Below are 18,859 nucleotides of genomic sequence, written 5' to 3' on the forward strand. Positions count from 1 at the left end.
AAAGTGACCCGCCGTAAGGGCCATGCCTTTCAAGGTCAGTGTTTAAAAGCCGTTTAAAGTCATGTTTCAGCCTGTTTATTTGACTTGGCAGCTTTGAGCACCCGAGCGGTTGAGACGTGAACCCGCGCGGCCTTTCCTTCCAGCCATTCCTTGGGTTTTGCGACTTTAGGGCCTCGTGGGCTTTTTGCGACGGCCTTAGGTTTGATTAACCTCGCTAGAGCCAGCAATCGCTCTGCCAGCCCTTGCGAGGTCTTTTCGAGGGGGAAGTTCTCTGCTGGCAAAGCGATCTGCATTCCCTCATAACCGCTGCGCACGTGCACCGCCAAATGGAAGATTGAGGCCTCCCAGCCTTCTGGCTGCGTTTCGCGGTGTGCCTGGTCAACGCTGCGCTTTAGAACCGACAAAACGTTGTAAGCCAGAACGGCCGAGGCAAACCCCAGCAGCGCGGCTTTAGGGCTTCCAAGGCTTTTAATTTCACTGTCCAGTACCGCTTCAAGCCGTTGGAACATTCCTTCAATGCTCCAGCGGCGACGATACAAATCAGCTATTTGGCAGGCGCTGACGGTGTCAGGCAAATTGCTCCAGAACCACATCACCAAATCACCAGAGTCATTTGCTGTTTGCAGGCTCAACTCAACGCGCAGCCAGCGACGACCACCTTTGACCTCGATGATCTGTTCGCGAACTGTTCCGCTCTCTACGCGACCTGACTCTTGCCAGTCGCTTTCTTGCATCAGGCGCGGATGTTTGCTGTGCTGGCGCACGATGAATGAAGCCCCGGTGTCCTCGCAGGCTTGCAGCACCGGCAACGTGCAATAAAGCCTATCTGCCATCCACAACTGGCCCGCGCTTGCGCGGGCCAGCAGCGGTAAAACACTGACTCGCTCGCTGGCGTGGGCGTCTTCGCAGGGCTGAATATCAACGACTAAATCCAGGTCGGGGTCGTAGGCCACTACGGAAAATCCTGGGCGAGCCGCACCTCGTTCAGTACGCAAAGGGCCTAGACGCTTTTGTGTGGAAGGCAAGTGATTACCGTCGATAACACGCAACTTCCAGCCGGGCAGAATCGATGAATGACCGAGCGTTTTAATGGTCGGTTCCAAGCGCTCGGCACTACCCGAAATCAGCGCCCGAAGCAGCTCGGGCTCAGTTCTATTGACCTTGTCATAGAGCGCCGCAAGGCTCACCGAAAGCCCCTCCGCTTTACGCGCGGCTGCATGTAGTGAGGGGCGCAGGCCTAATGAAACAAGGGACATTAGCTCAACAACGTTTGAAAACAGAAGCTCTCGGGAGTACTGACGTTGACGGTGATCGTCAAAGACCTTGTCCACCCACTCGGCAGGTACTGCCTGCTCCAATACCAGCTTGGTCATGACACTGGCTGGTGCGTGTTTTTCAAACCGCTCTAGGACCTTTTCCCACATCGTTTAGTCATCCTGACCGTAATAGTTGGGGGGATTTTAAACCAAGACCTTGAAAGGCATGGCCGTAAGGGCGGAACCCTAATCAGCCATCACACAAATAACGGATATACACCCAATCCCCCCTCATTTCACAGCTGTGAAAGCTTGTGCGATCTCACCCCCCATCCCATTTTCACACCCCTTCAGCGCCTAATATCGAGTCCTCGTGCGCCCCCACTCACATGGACTGAACAATGATCAACCGACCCGAAAAAGCCGCCTCACCGCGCGCAGCTGAAACCAAAGCCCCCGAACGCATCTTCGACGCGCTGCTGAACAAAGCCAAAACCTTGGCGGCCGCCGGGTCAGGCGATAAAACCTTTAAGCCCAAAGTACTCGCCACACACGCCGGCGAAGGCTTGAAAAAGCCCAGCGAAATCAAACCCGATGACTACAAGGAAGTCACCGCCCTCCCCGCCAAGCTCGACATCGACACACTCAAGGTCGTGTCCGAAGACAAAGACACCGGCGTCATCTACTTCGAACAAGACGGCGCCAAATTCAAGATCACCCGCGAGGGCGCCGAAAACGTCCAGGAAGGCTTCGACACCCTGAAAGGCCTGCACTTCGGCCACGCGGTAGCACCCGTCAACCAGGGCGGCCCAGACGAAGGCACGCCACTCTACGACCTGCTGCACACCCTGGCAGAAACCCAAGGCACCCCTGCCGGCAAAGAAATCCGCGAAGCCCTGGGCAACCCCGACCAGCAATTGCTGCGCGAAGACGACCCCACCGTACGCCTGGCCAATATCAAGTCAGTCGGTGAAGCCAAAGACGGCGTGGTCAAAGTCGAAATGGCCAGCGGCCAGACCCTGGTGATTTCCGAAGAACTCACGCCTCAAGCCTTCGCCAGCTTCAACAGCGCCGGCGTGACCAAAGAAGCCCTCGCCGACGGCAAAGCCAAGGGTTATGAAGAAGTCACCAGCCTGCCCGGCGACCTGGATTTCAGCCAGCTCAAGGTCACCTCCGAAGACCAGAAATCCGGGGTAATCCTGTTCGAGCACCAGGGCAAGAAATACATGATCAGCCAATCCGAGGCCGCCCTGCCGCAGCCCGGCGCCGACCTCAGCAACCCCAACCCCAATGCCGGCAGCAGCCTCTACAACTTCCTGCACGCCGTGCACGCAAGCGAAGGCACTCAAGCATTCGACTACATCAAAAACGCCCAGTCCCTGCCCGGCCAGGAACTGCTGCGCAAAGACGAAGCCAGCCTCAAGCTGGGCGACATCAGCAAGGTTGACGCGCCCATCGATGGCATCCTCGTCGTCAATGGGGCCGACGGCAAACTGCTGGTGGTCTCCAAAGACATCACCCCCGAGGCCTTCGCCGCCTACACCACCAAGGGCCAGACCCTGGCCGGCATCGAGAAAGCCAAGGGCGACGGCTACAGCCTGGCCGGACCGGATGCGTATCTATCGTCCACTGAAGACATCATGAGCGTCGGCGGCGTCGGCGATTACGGCCCTGGCCTGATCGCTTTCACCCAACACAAACCGGGTGGCAGCGAAGAAAAAATCGTCGTCAGCGAAGACAGCAATCCGCAGATGTTCGAGCAAATCTCGGGCTACCGCACCGATATTGCGCAGCAAACCACCGACGTCGACAAACTGCGCGCCGACAACGGCCTGCCGCCCCTCAAGGACGTCTCGGTCGACAGCCTCGCCACCACGGAAAAAGACGAAAGCGGCAACCCGTTGAGCGTGCAAGACCTGTCGATGAAAACCCTGGTAGACAGCTACCGCGCCGGGGTCAAGGACGGCAGCATCGGCAAGGACGACCCGCGCGCCAAGTTCCTGCGCGCGGTGGAAGCCAAGAGCATGGCCGACAACGGCATGTCGATCATTCCCGAGCACGGTTTCACCAACCAGGGCACTGCCACCCCGCCGATCGACGTCAACTCGCGGGACGTGCGCGACAACATCTTCGACACCAAGTCCATCGACAAGACCATCGGCGAGCTGCTCGGCGACTCGACCATCCAGGCGGACATCAAGTCCAACCACGATGCGGCGCTGGGCAAGGTCGATGGCGGCCAGGCCAAGGTCGACGAAGTGCATCAGAAGCTGATCGACAGCACCTCCTCGGAGAGTTTCACCAAATACATCAAGTCCCTGCAGGACAGCGGCAAGACCGAACTGGCCACCCAGGAAATCCAGACCGCCTACACCGCCCTCGCCGATATCGACCCGGCCAAGGCCGATAGCTTCATGCAAAACCTGCAAATCGACGGCTATACCGACTCCGTTGAAAAACTGATGGACGACCCGAGCAAGATCAGCGACGACAACACCGCACTCGCCACCACCGACAACACCATGGCAATCCTGTCGATGCTCAAGGGCGGCGCCGACGGCCTGCCGCGCCAGGCGCTGGGGGTGTACTCCAAGTTTGTCGACCAGTTGCTCAAGGACAAGGGCGCGGCGGCCGATTTCGGCAAAGCAATGATTTCCCTGGGCGACACCTGGCAGAAAAACGGCGTGATCAGCTTCAGCGATATCGAGCACGCGGTGAGCAAAGAAATCATGCCGAGCCTGAGCGAAGAGAACCGCAGTTCGTTCGTGAAGAACCTGACCTTCCTCAAAGACAACGGCGTGCTCGGCTCGGTCGGCGGCGCCATCGGCATGGGCCGTATCGTCTACCAATTGGCGGGCCAAGGCGGCAAGCTGGCGAACACGCCGATGAAACGCCTGGGCATCGCCAACGACTTCCTGGGTTTCCTCGGCACCGGCTCGCACTTCGCCACGCTGGGCCTGAAGGTCTACGACAAACTGCGCGGCACCAACGCCTACAAACTGATGGGTTTCGACCGTTCCCTGCCCGACCTGTGGGCCAAGCCTGGCGAGGGTTACCACGCCCTGCCCAAGGACGCCGAAGCCATCCAGAAGAAGTACTTCGACATCGTCGACCAGGCCATGGACGATGGCAAAGACGTGGGCAAGGTGCTCAACAGCGGCGGCTGGAGCGATGAAGGCGCGAAGAAGGTTCAGGAAGGCATCGAAAAAGGCATCGCCAGCCGTGGCGGCGTGGCCGGCGCAGGCTTTGGCGCCAAGTTCGCGAGCAGCGCGATCAAGGTCATCGGCATGGCCACTGACGTGGCGGGCGGCGTGATCAGCGTGGTCCAGGCCGCCTTCACCCTGCGTGACGGCGTGCGCGAAAAGGACCCGATCAAAATCGCCTCCGGTTCGCTGTCCATGGCCGGCGGCGTCAGCAGCCTGGTGGCGGCTGGCGGCGGTGTGCTCACCACCCTGGGCATCACCGGTCGGGTCATTCCGTTCCTGGGTCCGGTGGGCTTCCTCATCTCCGGCGCGCTGTCGTTTGTCGGCGCAATCCTCAGCACCGTGCAATCGCACAAACTGCACAAGATCTCGATGCAGAACTGGGACCAGATCCAGGACTTCAAACAGGACGGCTTGCTCAAACCCAATGGCGATGAAGCCTACGTGTGGCTGCAAACCTACCTGTCGGACTGGGGCCAGCGCGATGCACCGCAGGACCAGAGCATTTTTGATTTCCGCAAAAGCGAGTGGGATGCCCGTGCAACCATTGGCAGCGGTGACCACCAACGAGATCACGCGGACTATATCGGCGACGGGAATAACCGCAGGTCGGAGGACTTCAAGTACTCGCTCAAACCGTCGGAGTGGACCGATGACAACCACAACATCACCTGGCGGGTGGGTGATGGCTATGGCGGCCCTTATCACGATGTAGATAACGGCTGAGCTTGAGGGCACATCAGGGAGCCCCGACTACGGGGTTCCCCTGAACAGCATCACCAGGCCTCGGATTCAGACGGTCATTTGCTGTCCGGGTATTAACGCTAAACTCCAATCAACTACGGTTTAATACTAAAACTAAATTTAGCCGTTGAACCATTTCATTTGTAGTAGTCCAACCGTGTCAGTATCATAAACACTACACGGTAAAGTACGCATGATTGGATCCAGTTCTATTAGTCGCAGGATTATTGGATCCCCTTATTAGTGCTTTTACTCTTCACCGTCCAAAGCGATGTATAGCTATATGCTTATTACTCTTTTGACTGTGTAAATAACCCATTTGGAAATAGATGCTCACCCGTATCCCTTGGGAGAGTTATCTGTGAATGTGTGATGGATCACAGGTCTCAACTGGCTGAAACCTTCTTGGTTTGTTCCCTGAATCTTTATGAGAGAGTGATATGCGAAGCTTGAAAAAAATAATGTTTGCATCCCTGTTGAGCCTGGTCGCCGCCGCGGCGTCTGCGAACGACCTGCTGAAAGGGAAAACCCTTGAGGTCGCGGTTTCCCCTAACTCGCCACCGATGCTGTTCAAGGACCAGAGCGGCAAGCTGCAAGGCGTGGACCTGGAAATCTTCAACGGTTACTGCAAGTCACGCGGTTGCACGATCAAGACCACCGAGTACGACTGGGACGGTATGCTGGGCGCAGTGGCCAGTAAACAAGCGGACCTGGCCTTCTCGGGTATCTCAATTACCGACAAGCGCAAGAAAGTAATGGACTTCTCGATCCCATATTATGAGAACTCTTTTAACTTGGTGAGCCTGGAATCCAAAAAACTCACCTTGACTGACTTGTCGCAGCTGAAGAAGTACAGCATCGGCTACCCGCGCGGCATGGCTTACGCCGACTTGATCAAAAACGACCTGGAACCCAAAGGCATTTACAAAGTTGCCGATGCCAAGTTGTACCCTTCGTACAATGAAGTGATAACTGATCTACAAAACGGCAACCTCGATCTGGCCTTTATCGAAGAGCCCGTGTACGACAACTATAAGTATCACCAGAAACTGCCGATCACCGTCAGCTACTCTTTCAAGGGCGTTGACCACCTCGGTTTTGCCTTCCAGCAAGGCTCGCCGATCCGTGCGGACTTTGATGCCTACCTGAAAGAATTGGGCCCGCAGAAGCTGGCCGCCATCATGGACAAGTGGTTGAAGTCGTAACTGATGTTTGATCGTCAGTTCTTCGATGTCATAGGGCTGTTGTTGCACGGTGTCGTGGCGACTTTCTATATCACGCTGTCGTGCTTCATCACCGCCTTCGCATTGGGGTTGGGGGTCGCCGTGTTACGGCGGCTTTCCGGCCATCGTACCGGCGCCGTGCTGAGCGCCGTGGTGTTCGTCGTTCGCTCGATTCCGGTGCTGGTACTGCTGTTTCTCGTGTATTTCGGCTTGCCGAGCCTGGGTATTCGCCCCTCGCCGATGATCGCGATGAACCTCAGCCTGGGGGTGATTGGCGGGGCTTACCTCTCCGAAGTCTTCAGGGGTGCACTGGGTTCGGTCGAGCTCAATGAACGGGTGGCGGCCCAAGCGATGGGCTTCAGTGACCGGCAAGTGGTCTTTTACATTGAGCTGCCGCAAATGTTGCGCTTCTCTCTGCCCGGCGTGATGAATGAGCTGACCGCCATTCTGAAAAACACGCCGTTCGCCTACACCGTCGGTTTCACCGAGATTCTCGGGCAAGCCAAAGCGCTCACGGCCTCCACTTCGCTGGGCGTGAACATCTACCTTGTCGCGGGCCTCATGTACTTTTGCATCTATAAAATTTTCGCCCTGGCGATGCGGACTATTCGGCGCCGCTTTGATGATCAGTGATACCCGGAAGAAAGACATGTCGATCCTGCAAATAAGCAACCTGGTAAAAACATTTGGCGATCATGCGGTGCTCAATGGCATCGACCTGACTGTGCATGCCGGGGACACGCTGGTGATCATGGGACCTTCGGGCTGCGGCAAGACCACCTTGATTCGCTGCATGAATCTTCTGGAGCGGCCTGATCAGGGGTCGATTCTGTTTCATGGCGAAGACCTGCTCCGCCCGCAACTGGATATCCGCAAGCTGCGCAAGAACATCGGGTTTGTCTTTCAGAACTTCGCCCTCTACCGGCACCTGAGCGTGCTGGATAACATCACCCTCGGTTTGCGCAAGCTTCAAGGAAAAAGCCGCGAAGAAGCGCGGGCCCTGGCGCTGGAAGAGCTGGCCTACTTTGATATGGCCGCCCACGAAAAGAAGTTCCCGGCACAACTGTCCGGTGGCCAGAAGCAGCGTGTTGCACTGGCCCGAGCCTTGGTGATGAAGCCTGAAATCGTGATTCTGGACGAGCCCACCTCGGCGCTGGACCCCTTGATGAGTCAGGAAGTGGCATTGCTGATCAAGAAGCTCGAAGCCCGGAAGATCACCACGGTGTGCGTGACGCACGACATCGCCTTCGCCGATCAGATCAGCCAGAACGTGGTGTTCATGTACGCGGGGAAAATCGTCGCCCAAGGCTCGGTTGCACAACTGGCCTTGCACGCGCAGATTCCCGAAGTCGCGTGGTTTTTCGGGAAAAAACGCCATGATTGACAGCTGGTTCAGCTATTACCAGGACTTCCTCGAGCAGTGGCCGTTGATCGCGTCGGGCATCCTGGCGACCATCAAGTTGACGCTGACCGTTTCGGTGACGGGCTTCGCGCTGGGCGTGCTGGTGTTCTTCTTGAGCTTGAGCCGGCGTGCCTGGGTGGCCAGGAGTGTCGAGGCGTACAAGTCGTTTTTCATCGGTACGCCGCTGATCTGCATTATTTATATTCTTTACTACGGCCTGCCGGGACTGGGGCTGCGGCTCAGCCCGTTTGAAGTGATGGTGATCGGGTTTACCGCCAACGTGGGTGCCTACAATGCGGCTTATTTACTGACGGCCTATAACGGCCTGGACAAAAGCCAACTGGAAGCCGCCACCGCGCAAGGCTTCACGGACGCCCAGATCTACACGAGCATCATCCTTCCCCAAGTGTTGCGCACCTCGATTCCCGCGCTGACCAACCAGATCATCTACAACCTCAAAGACAGTTCCATCGCGTTTCTGGTGCAGTACCCGGAGTTTTTTGCGCGCATGCAGGAACTGGCCGGCGGCAACTTCGAGTTCTTCAAGACCTACACGCTGACGGCGGTGTTTTACGTGCTGCTGGCTTCGGCGGTGTTTTTCGCCGCCAGGGCCCTGGAACGGCGCAATGCACGGCTATCCTGGGAATAAGTCTGTGGTGGGTGATTCGTTGTGGCGAGCGGGCTTGCCCCGCGTTGGGCTGCGAAGCAGCCCCATCAGGGCCACTGCGGTCTTTCAGTTAAACCGAGGTGGCCGGTTTTAGGGCTGCTTCGCAGCCCAACGCGGGGCAAGCCCGCTCGCCACAAGAAACCCGCTCGCCACAGTAAGCCTGCTTGCCACAAGAAGCCCGCTCGCCACTATGACGGGAATAAAAACCGCCTTCATTTGTTTTAGTCAGGACGGGACACGTTTTCCCATGAACCTATCGCCCCCAGCGTTGAGGGCACCTACCAGGTGATCGTCAACGGGGCTGAACAAACGGTAGGGGCCGGGACGACACTCAGCCTGGAATACGACACGCACTTTCCACAGGTATGAGCCCTCAGATCAGGCGTGCGGCTACCAGCCAGTCCGCGACGGCCTGGAACGATGCATCCGGCACCGGATCGCCCGGCACGGTCCGGCGGGCGATCTCCGCTGCCAGGCCTTTGTCCGGTGCATGGGGAATGCCCAGGTCATACGCCTCCTGCAACATCAGCAATGCCTCTTCGGGTGGCGCTCTGCAGACGATGACCGGCACCGGCGTCTCGCCGCGCACGTAGCGCACACCGATCACCCAGCCATCGGTGGTACCAATCATCATCGAGGCGCGGCCCAAGCCGAGTTTAGTCGCCAGTGCCTGCATTTCATTGCGCTGGCGCCGCCGTTCGCTTTTGATCAGCGGGTCGCCGTCGATGTCCTTGCGCTCGCGCTTGGTTTCGCTGCGGGTCATTTTCATGTCGCGGCCGAACAGCCAGCGCTGCATGATCACGTCCACCGCGCCGACCAGGATGAACGCGCACAACACCGTGAACACCAACGGTTTGAGCACCAGAAAAAACGTCGACTCCATACACTCGGCGCCACACCGCGACGACTCCATCAGCGCCTGCAACGCATGCTTGCCCACCACGTAAAACGCGATCGCCAGCACATGCACCTTGATCAAGCCTTTGATGAACTCCACCAGGTTGCGCAAGGCAAAGATCTTCTTCATACCCTCGGCCGGGTTGATGCGTTTGAACTCGGGTTTGATCGGGTCCACCGAGAACACAAAGCCGCGCATGGTGATGATGTTGGTCAGGATCACCACGCCGGTGGTCACCGCCATGACCGGCAAGGTGATGCCTATCACCAGTTGCTCGGCATGGTCGAGCACCCGGGGCCACACAGTGGCGAACGGCTCGACGTAGATTTGCGCGGTGAGGTCGATCAAGGCGGTGACCTGGGCTTTGGCCCGCGGCGCGAGGATCGAAATGCACAAGGTGCAAAACAGGATGACCATGCCCGACACCAGGTCCTGGCTCTTGGCAACCTGGCCTTTCTCGCGCGCGTCCCTGAGCTTTTTGTCCGTGGCCGGCTGGGATTTCTCTTCGCTGGTATCAGCCATGGCTACTCCATGCCTGCCAGGGTTTTGAGCAGTTCGACAGTGCCGCGAAACTCCGCCAATTGGTCAAGCATCAACGGAATCAGAAAACCGATGTAGATCACCATCAGGATCGAGAAAAACAGGTTCTTCACCGGCAACGACAGGTCAAAGATATGCAGGTTCGGCGCCATGCGCGACAGGTAAGCGAGCATCAGGTCAGTCACTAGCAGCGCGATCAACAACGGCGACACCATCAGCACGCCCACGCGCATGATCTGGTCGAGAATCGACAACACCGCCAGCAACGCGGAGCTGGCGAATACCGGGGTGAACGAGGTCACGGGCCACAGCTGGTAGCTGTGGTAATAACCGTCGACCATCAGAATAAAACCGCCGGACATGAAGAACAGCGTGATCAGCATCACCGTGAGCAACGTCGCCATCACACTGGACTCCCCGGATGATAACGGGTCCACCAGCTGCGCCATGGTCGAGCCGCGTTGCAGGTCGATCAACTCCCCCGCCACCTCGGCGGCCCAGAACGGAATGCCGAACAGCAGGCCAATCAGAATGCCGATCAAAAACTCCTTGATCAGTAACCCGGCGATAAACACGCTGCCGTGTTCGGGCATCGACGTCAGCGCTTCAAACACCGGAAAAAACATCGGAATCGAAATGGCCACGGCCACACAGCCGCGAATCATCCCGGTGAGGCCCAAACGGTTGAACGCCGGGGTGATCACCACCACGCCCATGGCCCGGCAGGCGGCGAGCGAGGCGGAGCTGATCACCGGGTAGGCGACCTCCAGAAACTGCGCGGTAAGGCTGGCATCCATGGGCGGTCAGCGCGTCCACATCGGGAAATTGTCCAGCACCTGGCTGCCCAGTTCCGCCACTTGCCCGGCGAGTACCGGGCCCAGAAATACGATGGTCAGCAGCACCGCCACCAGCTTCACCACCTGGGGCAGGGTCTGGTCCTGGATCTGCGTCAACGCCTGGAACAGCCCCACGCTCAAGCCCACGATAATCGCCACGCCCAGCGCCGGGGCGGAGAGCATCAGCACCGTCATCAGCGCCTGTTTCATCAACGATAAAAATACATCCTGGCCCATCACTCACCCCTTCAATGCACACTTACCCTGCAGGGTTCAGCCGCCGTAACTCAGAATCAGACCGTGCATCAGGCGCGACCAGCCGCTTAACGACACGAATAAAAAGATCTTCAGCGGGATGGAAATCAGGTTAGGCGAGACCATCGACATGCCCATCGCCATCAGCACGTTGGACACCAGCAAATCCACCACCAGAAACGGGATGTAGAGCAGAAAGCCGATCTCGAAGGCACGGGTCAGTTCCGAGCTGACAAACGCCGGAATCAGCACCACCAGGTCGTCGTCACGCAAGTCGGCGCGGGCTTCCGGCGACCAGATGGTCTCGGTGGCCTGCACAAAAAAGCCGCGCTCGGACTCATTGGCGAACCGCTTCAAGTGCGCCTGCAACGGCGGGCGCAGGGCATCCCCCAAATCCTTGAGCTGCTCCACATGCTCGATGTTGAGGTCGCGGCCCTCCACCTGCCGGTACATGTCGCCAATCAGCGGCGTGGTCACGTACACCGACAGAATCAGCGCGATGCCATACAGCACCAGGTTCGGCGGGGTCTGTTGTACCCCGAGGGCGTTGCGGATCAGGAACAGCACCACCGAAATCTTCATGAAACCGGTGAGCGTCACCACTGCCAACGGAATCAACCCGATCGTCGCGACGACCAGGATGATCTCGATCAGGTTTGGCTGATAACCGGTCATGGGGTGGCAAAACTCAGCAGGCGCACACCCAGGCCATCACCGATCTTTACCAGTTGGCCCTGGCCGACGCGGCGGCCGTTGACCATCAGGTCGACGTTATCGACGCCAGGCGTGTTGAGCTGCAACAGGCTGCCGGCGCCCAGCTCGCGCAATTGCGCCAGGGTCAGTTCCAGGCTGCCGACCTGGCACACCAGTTTCAGCGGCAAGTCATCCAGGGCCGCAGCCGCATCAACGTCAGTCATCGTGTTCTCCATGTCCAAAAGGGGCGCTTTCAATTCTTCCTGCACACGCAGCGAGTCACCCTGGTGTTGGCAGCGGGCCTGCAAGCGGCCGTCCAGGTCGAGCAGCAAACCCGAGCCCTGTTCCAGCATCAGCACATCACCGGGGCGCAGGCTGCGCAGTTCGCCGAGGGTGAGCCACTGCCGCCCCGCCACCACGGCCAGGGTCTGGCGCAGCGCAGGCAACGGGTCGGGCTCGACTTCGCCGTATTGCGCGAGCAACTGCGCCATCAGCACGGCGGCGCCTTCGCTCAGGTCCAGTTGCGCATTCATGGCGGGCTGATTGCCAAAGCTCAGTTGCAAGGCCAGGTGCACGGCAAATGGCCGTTGTTCCAGACCTTCGGTGGCTTCAAGTAGTTGCACGGGATGGCCGAGCAGCGGTTCCAGGGTCTCGATCAGGTCGAGCACCGCCAGTTCCAGCAGCAGCGAACGCGGCAATGACGGCAACTGTTGTGCGTCGAACTGCAGCGCCAGCGGCACCATCACCTGTTCCAGGGCGGCCGCCGGTAAACGCAGGCGCACCGGGGCGCGGCCCAGCAACAGCAGCACATCGCGCGGGGCGCTGAGGGTGTGCGGCTCGGCGGCCCAGCTCACGCGCAAGTCCTGACCGGCGCAGCGGCCCTGCCACGGGCGACGGCGACGGTGCAGTTGGTTATGCAGCGCCAGCAGCGCCGGGTCGTAATGGGTCAGCCACGGCGACAGTGGGTCGGCAAGGGCTGCGATCATGTGCCGACGCCTTCGTCGCGCAGTTCGCCCATGCGCCGCTCATCGCTTTCGCGCCCTTCCAGCAGGCTTTGCCAGGCGTCGGATTGGCGCTGACGGCTCAAGCGTTCCTGGCGAAACAGGTCACGCTCACGCTCCTGGCTTTGCAGGGTAGTGGACACGTGGGTGACGTCGTTTTCCAGCAACTGCTGGTCATCCGACAGCCCGCGCAGGCGGTCCTGCGCGGCCTGCCAGCTGGCGACCGACAAACCTTCGGTGAGCGAGGCATACACCTGCCGCGCTTCCTCGGCGATTGCTTCGCGGTGCAGGCGCAGTTGCTCCTTGGCGTCGGTCAGCTCGCCGTGGGTTTGCTCGCAGCGTTGCTGCTGGGCAGCCAGTTGGCTGGCGGCGCGCTGTTCGCGCAACACCCGCAGGGTTTGCAGGGTGCGCAATTCATTGGTTTTCATGAGGCGTTTTCCTTTCTGATGCCAGCACGACAATCTGTAATTCGATGGAGATCAACTGTGGGAGCTGGCTTGCCTGCGATAGCAGTGGGTCAGCCAACGCTTGTGTGGCTGGTGTACCGCAATCGCAGGCAAGCCAGCTCCCACAGGGGTTTTGCGTACGTCCCTGGAGTCTCATGCCAACACCTGGCGCATGCGGATCAGGGTCTGTTCCAGGTTGCTCGGCTCGCCGGCGTTCTGGCGCAGGAACGCTTCGATAGCGGCGTGGCGGGTGATAGCTTCGTCGGCCAGCGGGTCGCTGCCGGCGGAGTATTCGCCCACGCGGATGAGCATTTCGATCTCGCCATATCGCGCCATCAATTCACGGATGCGCATGGCCAAGCGTTTGTGTTCCTCACCCGCGACCTGTTCCATCAAGCGGCTGCGGCTGCGCAGCACGTCGACCGCCGGGAAGTAGTTGCGCTGGGCCAATTCGGCGCTGAGGACGATATGCCCGTCGAGGATCGAACGCGCCTCTTCGGCCACCGGATCACTGGCGGCATCGCCTTCAGTCAGCACGGTGTACAGCGCGGTAATGCTGCCGGTAGGACCGGGGCCCGCGCGCTCCAGCAGGCGCGGCAAAGCGGAAAAGAATGAGGGCGGGTAACCGCGCCGCGTCGGCGGTTCGCCCACCGCCAGGCCGATTTCACGCTGGGCGCGGGCGAAGCGGGTCAGGCTGTCCATCAGCAGCAGTACATTGCGGCCCTGATCGCGGTGGTACTCGGCGAGGGTGGTGGCGACAAACGCCGCCCGCACGCGCTCGGCCGCCGGGCGATCCGAAGTCGCGACCACCGCCACAGTGCGCGCGCGGGCCTGGGCGTCAAGTTGCACGTCGAGCAGTTCACGCACTTCCCTGCCCCGCTCGCCGATCAGGCCGATCACGATCACGTCGGCTTCGCTGTTGCGGATAATGCTGGCAAGCAATGAAGATTTACCCACGCCGGGTTCACCAAAGATGCCCATGCGTTGGCCCTGGGCCAGGGTCAGCAAGCCGTCGATGGAACGAATACCCAGCGCCATCGAACGCACAATCAACTGCCGTGAAAACGGCGCTGGCGGTTCGGCGTGCAAGGGGTAGCGCTGCAAGGCCACGGTCGGCGGGACGCCATCGCCATCGAGAAAGTCGCCCATGGGGCTGATCACCCGCCCAAGCTGCGCATCGCCGACGGCCACGCCGAGGGTTTCGCCGGTGGCGGTGATTTGTGTGCGAGTTGACAGGCCTTCCATGGAACCGATGGGCGACAGGATCGCCTCGTCGCCATCAAACCCGATCACCTCGGCACTCAGGCTGCGACCGCTGCCCGGGTCGCGCAATTGGCACAGTTCGCCAATGCTCGCCCCGGCCACGCTGGCGCGCAGCAACACACCGCGAATGCTCAGCACGGTGCCGTGCATCGGCCGCAGTCGCGCCTGAGCCAGGCGCTCATTCAGGCGCGGCAGCAACTGCTCCAGGTTCATGCCACGCCCTCTTCGGCGAAGGGCAACAGGCTGCGGCGCAGGGTTTGCAGCTGCGTTTCCAGCCCAAGTTCGACGGAACCGGCCGCGCTGTTCAACCGCGCTTGACCCGCGCTCAACTGCTCATCGCCATCCACGGCAATCGCCAGCCCTTCGAGTTTGAGGCGTTGGCGTAAGGCATCCACTTCGGCAGGCGCAACCCACAGCGTCAGTGCCTGATCCTGGCGAAACGCACTCAAGGCTTGGCGCGTGCAGCGCACCACGCGGTCGGCGTTATCCAGTTCACCCAGCACCTCACGCACAATGCCGAGGGCCAAATCCGCCAATGCGGTTTCCAGGCCGCTCAAGTAATGCTGCACCTGGGACTGGGTTTGCACCAGCAACTGCGCGACCTGCTCGGCGCCTTCCTGCCGTGCGCTTTCAAAGCCTTCGGCACGGGCTGCCTCCAGCCACTGATCGCTGTCGACCTTGACCTGCTCGGCGCTGTCTTTGGCGGCTTGCAAAAAGGCAAAACCGTCAGTCCACAGTGCGGCTTCTTCGGCACGCAGGATGCGCGCAGTCGGACGGCTCGGTAATTCACTCATGGGGTGGTGTCCTCGGCGGCAAGGCACGCGGCGGCGGCTTGAACAATCTCCAGGTCGCGCGGCAACCGGGCGCTGTGGCCCTGGGGGAACGTGAAACGCAAGCGCAACCAGCCTTGAAAATCGGCGTGCTGGGCGTGCAGCCAGGCGGCGACACAGCCCTGGCCGTCGCGGTCAATCGCTTCGATCAGCTCGGCGGGGTCGCGCAGCAAATCCGCTGCGCCGCCCAACTGCCGCAGGGCCAATGCCTGGCTGAACACCTCGGCACCGAGGCCGGCACGCAGCTCGTTGACCACGTCGCGACGGATCTCGCGGCTCAAGGTCGAGGCATGCCAGATGGCGCCACACAACCTCGGCAGACGCGCGAATTGTGCGTCCGACAGCAGCAGCACGGGCAAGTCAGCGGCCAACGGTGAAACCAGCTGCTCCAGCGGCGCCAGTTGGTAATGGCTGACCAGCAACTGTTCCAGGCGCTGGCGAAAGCGCGGTTGGGCCTGCAGGGCGTGCAGCACCTCATCGGGCAAGTCATCGGCAAAACAGGCGCCCAGGCTCGGCCCCCGTACAAACTGCAACGGCTCGGCGATCAGCCCTTGCCAGCGCTCAAACAAACTCATTCACCCTCCTTGAGCACATACAGTGCCTGGGACTGGCGTCGCGCCCAATGCTGGCGGGCCAGTACGCCAAGCGCGCCAAGGGCAATCAACAGCAAACTGCCGAACATGAAACGCGCCTGAGGCAGGTTGTCTTCAAGCATCCACAGGCCCATGAAGCGGGCCAGGCGTGGTTGCGCGGGGTTCTGGCTGATCGCGACGGCGGCCTTGATCGCTGTGACGGAGACGCCGTCGTAGCTCAGCCCGGAAATGCCGTTGGCCACCAGGGTCTTGATCTGCGGGATCAGCGTGTTGATGTCGGTGCCCGGGTCGTAGCGCACCAGCACCGAGGCCGACGACGGCGAAATCACCCGTTTGAGCAGGTCATTGTCCGGCAGCACAACGTGCACGCGGGCGGCGACGATGCCGTCGATCTGCGACACCGAGTGCGACAGCTCTTCGCTCAACGCGTAGATCATCTGCGCGCGCTCTTGCACCGGCGACGACACCAGGCCATTACCTTTAAACACTTCGCCCATATTGGAGAAGCTCTGTTGCGGCAGGCCGGCGTTGTCGAGCAGGGTCATGGCTTCGGCGAAGCGTTCTTCGTCAACTACCACCTTGAGCTGACCGTTGTCCTGGGTCTTGCGCTCCGCCGGAATGCCACCGCGCAGCAACACCGCGACCATGGCGTTGGCATCGCGCTCGCTGAGGTTGGTATAGAGGTCGGTGTTGCACGCCTGCAACAGGCTGGCGAGCAGGCCGATCAGCAACAGGCGCAGGGCGCGGTTTGGGCTTGGCATGGCGTTATTGACCCTTGAGCAGCGTGTTGGCGGAACCGGAAATCTGCGTCGCTCCGCGCACCACCATCTGGGTTTCGATGGAGTAGTCGAACATCTTGCCCAGGGAGTGGACTATCTGGTCGACCTGCTGCTCGCCGACCTTTTTCCCCGGCTCGCCCTGGGGCGAAGCACTGGCGGTGCGAATTTCCGCAGACGCCGGTGGCGGCGCCGACGGGTTGTTGGTGAGCACATCGGCACGTTCGGAAAACGCCCGTGTGCGGTCGATGAAACTGTTCATGCGCTCCATCAGACCCGAGCCGATCTGGTGCGGGCTCGCGCCTTCGGGCATGCCCTTGGCGGTGTTGGCCATGTGCTCGAACAGATTCTGCGAGGCCCCGGCGGGCCCCGCGCCAGCGGACGGCGGCAAGGCCGAGGCGCCAGCGGCGAGACTGATAGTCATGGGCGTTCCCTACTCTTCGTCGTCATCGGACATGGCGTCGTTCAGCAGTTCCTGCATCTTCGGCATGATGATGAACTGGCCGCCGATGGTGACGGCCTGGGTGATCAACGCATCGTTGAATTCCGCGTCAGTGGTTTCGGTCGGTTTGTCGGCGGCCTTGGCGTTATCCACCGCCGCGTTGAACTTGGCTTCAGGGCTGGCGCCACCAGGGGCGAGGTTGCTGTCTACGGCCGTTACGGACATGGTGCTGCTCCTTTACTGGTTGGGGGTTTCAGTACTGACTTGCGCGCCGCGGAACACCCGCACACCCTGCCCGCGCGCCACCGGGGCGGCGACATGAGTGGGTTGCAAGTGATCGACGTGCTGTTGCACCAACGCCAGGTAGGGCGGTGGTCCGGACACGAATACTTCATCGCCCTCGGGGCCATTGCGCATGGACAACTGCTGGCCGAACACATCGAGGTTATTCAGGTAGGCCTGCAACTGGTCCAGGTTCAAGGCGCTGGCCTTGAACAGCTTGGTGCTGATCTCATCGCTGGTGTTGAGGTACAACAGGTTGCCGTCGAAGTACCAGGTCAGGCCGTTGGTGCTGCACAGGGTTTGCAGAAACTCACCGGCGGTGGTCGCACGAATGGTGCTGCGCGCCTTGCCGCGGACCCTCTCGGAGAGCACCAGCGGCACCTCGAGGTTCTGGCCGAACTCTTCCAGAGCGCTGCGGACATCCTGGTCCACCAGCACGTAGGCGTAGGGTTTTGAGAACCACGCGGGCTCTTCGGCCGCGCTGGCGAAACTGGCGCTGAAGAGGCATAGGAGCGCCATCAAAAATATGCTTACATGGCCTCCGCCTTCGCCAGACGAGTTGTGACGATGTCCAAGAATTTTCTGCTTGCCAGTACCCTGCTTCTCGCCGCCTGCTCCAGCAAACCTGCGACTGATTCCGACAAGTCCCTGCAACTGGCGGGCGACCTGAGCAAACGCGGCGACTACGCCAGCGCAGCCGCGCTGTACGAGCGCGCTACCCAGCAACCGGGTGCCAACCTCGACCTGTGGCTCAAGCTCGGCCAGGCCAAGCTCGACGCCAAAGACGCGCTGGGCGCCGAACGCGCCTTCCAGCAAGCCCTGGGCTTCGACGCCCATAACGCCGACGCCCTGCTCGGCCTCGGCACGGCCCAACTGCAACTGGGCAAGACCCAACGCGCCGTGACGGCGCTGAGCCAGGCGGCCGAGCTCAACCCCTTGCCGATCTCCTACACCCGGCTGGGCGTCGCGCAAATCCTCAACGGCCAAGCCGGTGCCGCGCAAACCGCCTTCGCCAAAAGCCTGAGCCTCAAACCCGACGACCTCGACAACCGCTGCAACCTGGCCCTGGCCTACGCCCTGGGCGGGCAATCGCAACAAGCCCTGGACACCATCGCCCCCGTCACCCAATCCCCGCGTGCGCTGCCAAGGCACCAGCGCAACGAGTTGTTGGTGATGGTATTGGCCGGTTACGAACAACGCGTCGCCAGCTTGCCGCTGGACGATATCCCCGCCGCCGAACGCGAACGGTTGGTGACGGAAGCCAAGCGCATCAAGGCCATCAGCGATCCGGTGGCGCAAGCCAAGGAACTGGGGTTGGTTGACCCGCGCTGATACAACACAGAACTGCGTTTGATCTGGCTTTTGATCTGCTTTTGATGTTGATCTCAGTCGCCCCGTAAAACCACGCTGGCCGAACGCAGGCTTGAATCCGTGGGTAACCCGGCAGGACGCCGGGTTAGCCGCGCTGGGCCAAGGATGGCCCATCGCGGCGGCCCACGGATTCACACC

The 18,859-nt window shown here is 60.5% G+C and carries 20 protein-coding genes; 6 read left to right on the forward strand and 14 right to left on the reverse strand.

Annotated features, from left to right (window positions below):
• Nucleotides 1-59: 59 nt before the first annotated feature.
• The gene (locus BFW87_RS30145) at nt 60-1,373 is read right to left on the reverse strand and encodes an IS4 family transposase (protein ID WP_078743376.1); all 1,314 of its coding nucleotides are present in this window, start codon (nt 1,371-1,373) and stop codon (nt 60-62) included.
• Nucleotides 1,374-1,657: 284 nt separating this feature from the next.
• Here BFW87_RS30145 and BFW87_RS30150 point away from each other — a divergent pair, with 284 nt between their 5' ends.
• From BFW87_RS30150 to BFW87_RS30170, 5 genes are all read left to right on the forward strand, one after another.
• The gene (locus BFW87_RS30150) at nt 1,658-5,185 is read left to right on the forward strand and encodes a hypothetical protein (protein ID WP_078743359.1); all 3,528 of its coding nucleotides are present in this window, start codon (nt 1,658-1,660) and stop codon (nt 5,183-5,185) included.
• 479 nt (nt 5,186-5,664) lie between these two features.
• Complete coding sequence (locus BFW87_RS30155) at nt 5,665-6,408, forward strand: transporter substrate-binding domain-containing protein (protein ID WP_078743360.1); 744 nt, start codon at nt 5,665-5,667, stop codon at nt 6,406-6,408.
• Nucleotides 6,409-6,411: 3 nt separating this feature from the next.
• A complete protein-coding gene (locus BFW87_RS30160; RefSeq protein WP_078743361.1) occupies nt 6,412-7,059 on the forward strand; it encodes an amino acid ABC transporter permease in 648 nt (215 codons plus the stop codon).
• Entirely contained in the window at nt 7,049-7,810 is a 762-nt protein-coding gene (locus tag BFW87_RS30165; RefSeq protein ID WP_254865976.1) for an amino acid ABC transporter ATP-binding protein, read from the forward strand. The genes BFW87_RS30160 and BFW87_RS30165 overlap by 11 nt, the downstream gene beginning before the upstream one ends.
• The gene (locus BFW87_RS30170; RefSeq protein WP_078743363.1) at nt 7,803-8,477 is read left to right on the forward strand and encodes an amino acid ABC transporter permease; all 675 of its coding nucleotides are present in this window, start codon (nt 7,803-7,805) and stop codon (nt 8,475-8,477) included. Before BFW87_RS30165 ends, BFW87_RS30170 begins: the two co-directional genes overlap by 8 nt.
• 391 nt (nt 8,478-8,868) lie before the next feature.
• Here BFW87_RS30170 and BFW87_RS30175 read toward each other — a convergent pair whose 3' ends face one another.
• The 13 genes from BFW87_RS30175 to BFW87_RS30235 form a co-directional block, all read right to left on the reverse strand.
• On the reverse strand, nt 8,869-9,915 hold the full coding sequence (locus tag BFW87_RS30175) for an EscU/YscU/HrcU family type III secretion system export apparatus switch protein (RefSeq protein ID WP_078743364.1): 1,047 nt from the start codon (nt 9,913-9,915) through the stop codon (nt 8,869-8,871).
• Nucleotides 9,916-9,917: 2 nt separating this feature from the next.
• Entirely contained in the window at nt 9,918-10,730 is an 813-nt protein-coding gene (gene sctT, locus BFW87_RS30180; protein WP_078743365.1) for a type III secretion system export apparatus subunit SctT, read from the reverse strand.
• A gap of 6 nt (nt 10,731-10,736) precedes the next feature.
• The gene (sctS, locus tag BFW87_RS30185; protein ID WP_078743366.1) at nt 10,737-11,006 is read right to left on the reverse strand and encodes a type III secretion system export apparatus subunit SctS; all 270 of its coding nucleotides are present in this window, start codon (nt 11,004-11,006) and stop codon (nt 10,737-10,739) included.
• Between the two features lie 36 nt (nt 11,007-11,042).
• Nucleotides 11,043-11,699: a type III secretion system export apparatus subunit SctR gene (sctR, locus tag BFW87_RS30190; protein WP_016969170.1), complete on the reverse strand. Its 657-nt coding sequence runs from the start codon at nt 11,697-11,699 to the stop codon at nt 11,043-11,045.
• Nucleotides 11,696-12,703 carry a type III secretion system cytoplasmic ring protein SctQ gene (gene sctQ, locus BFW87_RS30195; RefSeq protein WP_078743367.1) on the reverse strand — a complete coding sequence of 336 codons (1,008 nt, stop codon included), beginning with the start codon at nt 12,701-12,703 and terminating at the stop codon, nt 11,696-11,698. The genes sctR and sctQ overlap by 4 nt, the downstream gene beginning before the upstream one ends.
• Complete coding sequence (locus BFW87_RS30200; RefSeq protein WP_078743368.1) at nt 12,700-13,146, reverse strand: hypothetical protein; 447 nt, start codon at nt 13,144-13,146, stop codon at nt 12,700-12,702. Before BFW87_RS30200 ends, sctQ begins: the two co-directional genes overlap by 4 nt.
• 171 nt (nt 13,147-13,317) lie before the next feature.
• Nucleotides 13,318-14,640, reverse strand: a complete 1,323-nt coding sequence (locus BFW87_RS30205) for a FliI/YscN family ATPase (protein WP_078743369.1) — start codon at nt 14,638-14,640, stop codon at nt 13,318-13,320.
• Nucleotides 14,637-15,221 (reverse strand): FliH/SctL family protein, encoded by a 585-nt coding sequence (locus BFW87_RS30210; protein ID WP_078743370.1) that lies wholly within the window; start codon nt 15,219-15,221, stop codon nt 14,637-14,639. The genes BFW87_RS30205 and BFW87_RS30210 overlap by 4 nt, the downstream gene beginning before the upstream one ends.
• Nucleotides 15,218-15,832, reverse strand: coding sequence for a type III secretion protein (locus BFW87_RS30215; RefSeq protein WP_078743371.1), 615 nt, complete (start codon nt 15,830-15,832; stop codon nt 15,218-15,220). The genes BFW87_RS30210 and BFW87_RS30215 overlap by 4 nt, the downstream gene beginning before the upstream one ends.
• Nucleotides 15,829-16,611, reverse strand: coding sequence for a type III secretion system inner membrane ring lipoprotein SctJ (gene sctJ, locus BFW87_RS30220; RefSeq protein WP_078743372.1), 783 nt, complete (start codon nt 16,609-16,611; stop codon nt 15,829-15,831). Before sctJ ends, BFW87_RS30215 begins: the two co-directional genes overlap by 4 nt.
• Before the next feature lie 4 nt (nt 16,612-16,615).
• Nucleotides 16,616-17,050: a hypothetical protein gene (locus BFW87_RS30225; RefSeq protein WP_016969163.1), complete on the reverse strand. Its 435-nt coding sequence runs from the start codon at nt 17,048-17,050 to the stop codon at nt 16,616-16,618.
• Nucleotides 17,051-17,059: 9 nt separating this feature from the next.
• Nucleotides 17,060-17,293, reverse strand: coding sequence for a hypothetical protein (locus BFW87_RS30230; RefSeq protein ID WP_078743373.1), 234 nt, complete (start codon nt 17,291-17,293; stop codon nt 17,060-17,062).
• 12 nt (nt 17,294-17,305) lie between these two features.
• Complete coding sequence (locus tag BFW87_RS30235) at nt 17,306-17,869, reverse strand: type III secretion protein (RefSeq protein WP_078743374.1); 564 nt, start codon at nt 17,867-17,869, stop codon at nt 17,306-17,308.
• A gap of 48 nt (nt 17,870-17,917) precedes the next feature.
• On the opposite strand from BFW87_RS30235, the gene BFW87_RS30240 reads away from it, so the two are divergent.
• Nucleotides 17,918-18,682, forward strand: a complete 765-nt coding sequence (locus BFW87_RS30240) for a tetratricopeptide repeat protein (protein ID WP_078743375.1) — start codon at nt 17,918-17,920, stop codon at nt 18,680-18,682.
• The last annotated feature ends 177 nt before the right edge of the window (nt 18,683-18,859 follow it).

This window comes from Pseudomonas fluorescens, from assembly GCF_002022275.1.
GTDB classification, from domain to species: Bacteria; Pseudomonadota; Gammaproteobacteria; order Pseudomonadales; family Pseudomonadaceae; genus Aquipseudomonas; species Aquipseudomonas fluorescens_AJ.

Coding starts and splice junctions, on each gene's coding strand:
- BFW87_RS30145 (WP_078743376.1), bottom strand. CDS start 1,373: ATGACCAAGCTGGTATTGGAGCAGGCAGTACCTGCCGAGTGGGTGGAC.
- BFW87_RS30150 (WP_078743359.1), top strand. CDS start 1,658: ATGATCAACCGACCCGAAAAAGCCGCCTCACCGCGCGCAGCTGAAACC.
- BFW87_RS30155 (WP_078743360.1), top strand. CDS start 5,665: ATGTTTGCATCCCTGTTGAGCCTGGTCGCCGCCGCGGCGTCTGCGAAC.
- BFW87_RS30160 (WP_078743361.1), top strand. CDS start 6,412: ATGTTTGATCGTCAGTTCTTCGATGTCATAGGGCTGTTGTTGCACGGT.
- BFW87_RS30165 (WP_254865976.1), top strand. CDS start 7,049: ATGATCAGTGATACCCGGAAGAAAGACATGTCGATCCTGCAAATAAGC.
- BFW87_RS30170 (WP_078743363.1), top strand. CDS start 7,803: ATGATTGACAGCTGGTTCAGCTATTACCAGGACTTCCTCGAGCAGTGG.
- BFW87_RS30175 (WP_078743364.1), bottom strand. CDS start 9,915: ATGGCTGATACCAGCGAAGAGAAATCCCAGCCGGCCACGGACAAAAAG.
- sctT (WP_078743365.1), bottom strand. CDS start 10,730: ATGGATGCCAGCCTTACCGCGCAGTTTCTGGAGGTCGCCTACCCGGTG.
- sctS (WP_078743366.1), bottom strand. CDS start 11,006: ATGGGCCAGGATGTATTTTTATCGTTGATGAAACAGGCGCTGATGACG.
- sctR (WP_016969170.1), bottom strand. CDS start 11,699: ATGACCGGTTATCAGCCAAACCTGATCGAGATCATCCTGGTCGTCGCG.
- sctQ (WP_078743367.1), bottom strand. CDS start 12,703: ATGATCGCAGCCCTTGCCGACCCACTGTCGCCGTGGCTGACCCATTAC.
- BFW87_RS30200 (WP_078743368.1), bottom strand. CDS start 13,146: ATGAAAACCAATGAATTGCGCACCCTGCAAACCCTGCGGGTGTTGCGC.
- BFW87_RS30205 (WP_078743369.1), bottom strand. CDS start 14,640: ATGAACCTGGAGCAGTTGCTGCCGCGCCTGAATGAGCGCCTGGCTCAG.
- BFW87_RS30210 (WP_078743370.1), bottom strand. CDS start 15,221: ATGAGTGAATTACCGAGCCGTCCGACTGCGCGCATCCTGCGTGCCGAA.
- BFW87_RS30215 (WP_078743371.1), bottom strand. CDS start 15,832: ATGAGTTTGTTTGAGCGCTGGCAAGGGCTGATCGCCGAGCCGTTGCAG.
- sctJ (WP_078743372.1), bottom strand. CDS start 16,611: ATGCCAAGCCCAAACCGCGCCCTGCGCCTGTTGCTGATCGGCCTGCTC.
- BFW87_RS30225 (WP_016969163.1), bottom strand. CDS start 17,050: ATGACTATCAGTCTCGCCGCTGGCGCCTCGGCCTTGCCGCCGTCCGCT.
- BFW87_RS30230 (WP_078743373.1), bottom strand. CDS start 17,293: ATGTCCGTAACGGCCGTAGACAGCAACCTCGCCCCTGGTGGCGCCAGC.
- BFW87_RS30235 (WP_078743374.1), bottom strand. CDS start 17,869: ATGGCGCTCCTATGCCTCTTCAGCGCCAGTTTCGCCAGCGCGGCCGAA.
- BFW87_RS30240 (WP_078743375.1), top strand. CDS start 17,918: ATGTCCAAGAATTTTCTGCTTGCCAGTACCCTGCTTCTCGCCGCCTGC.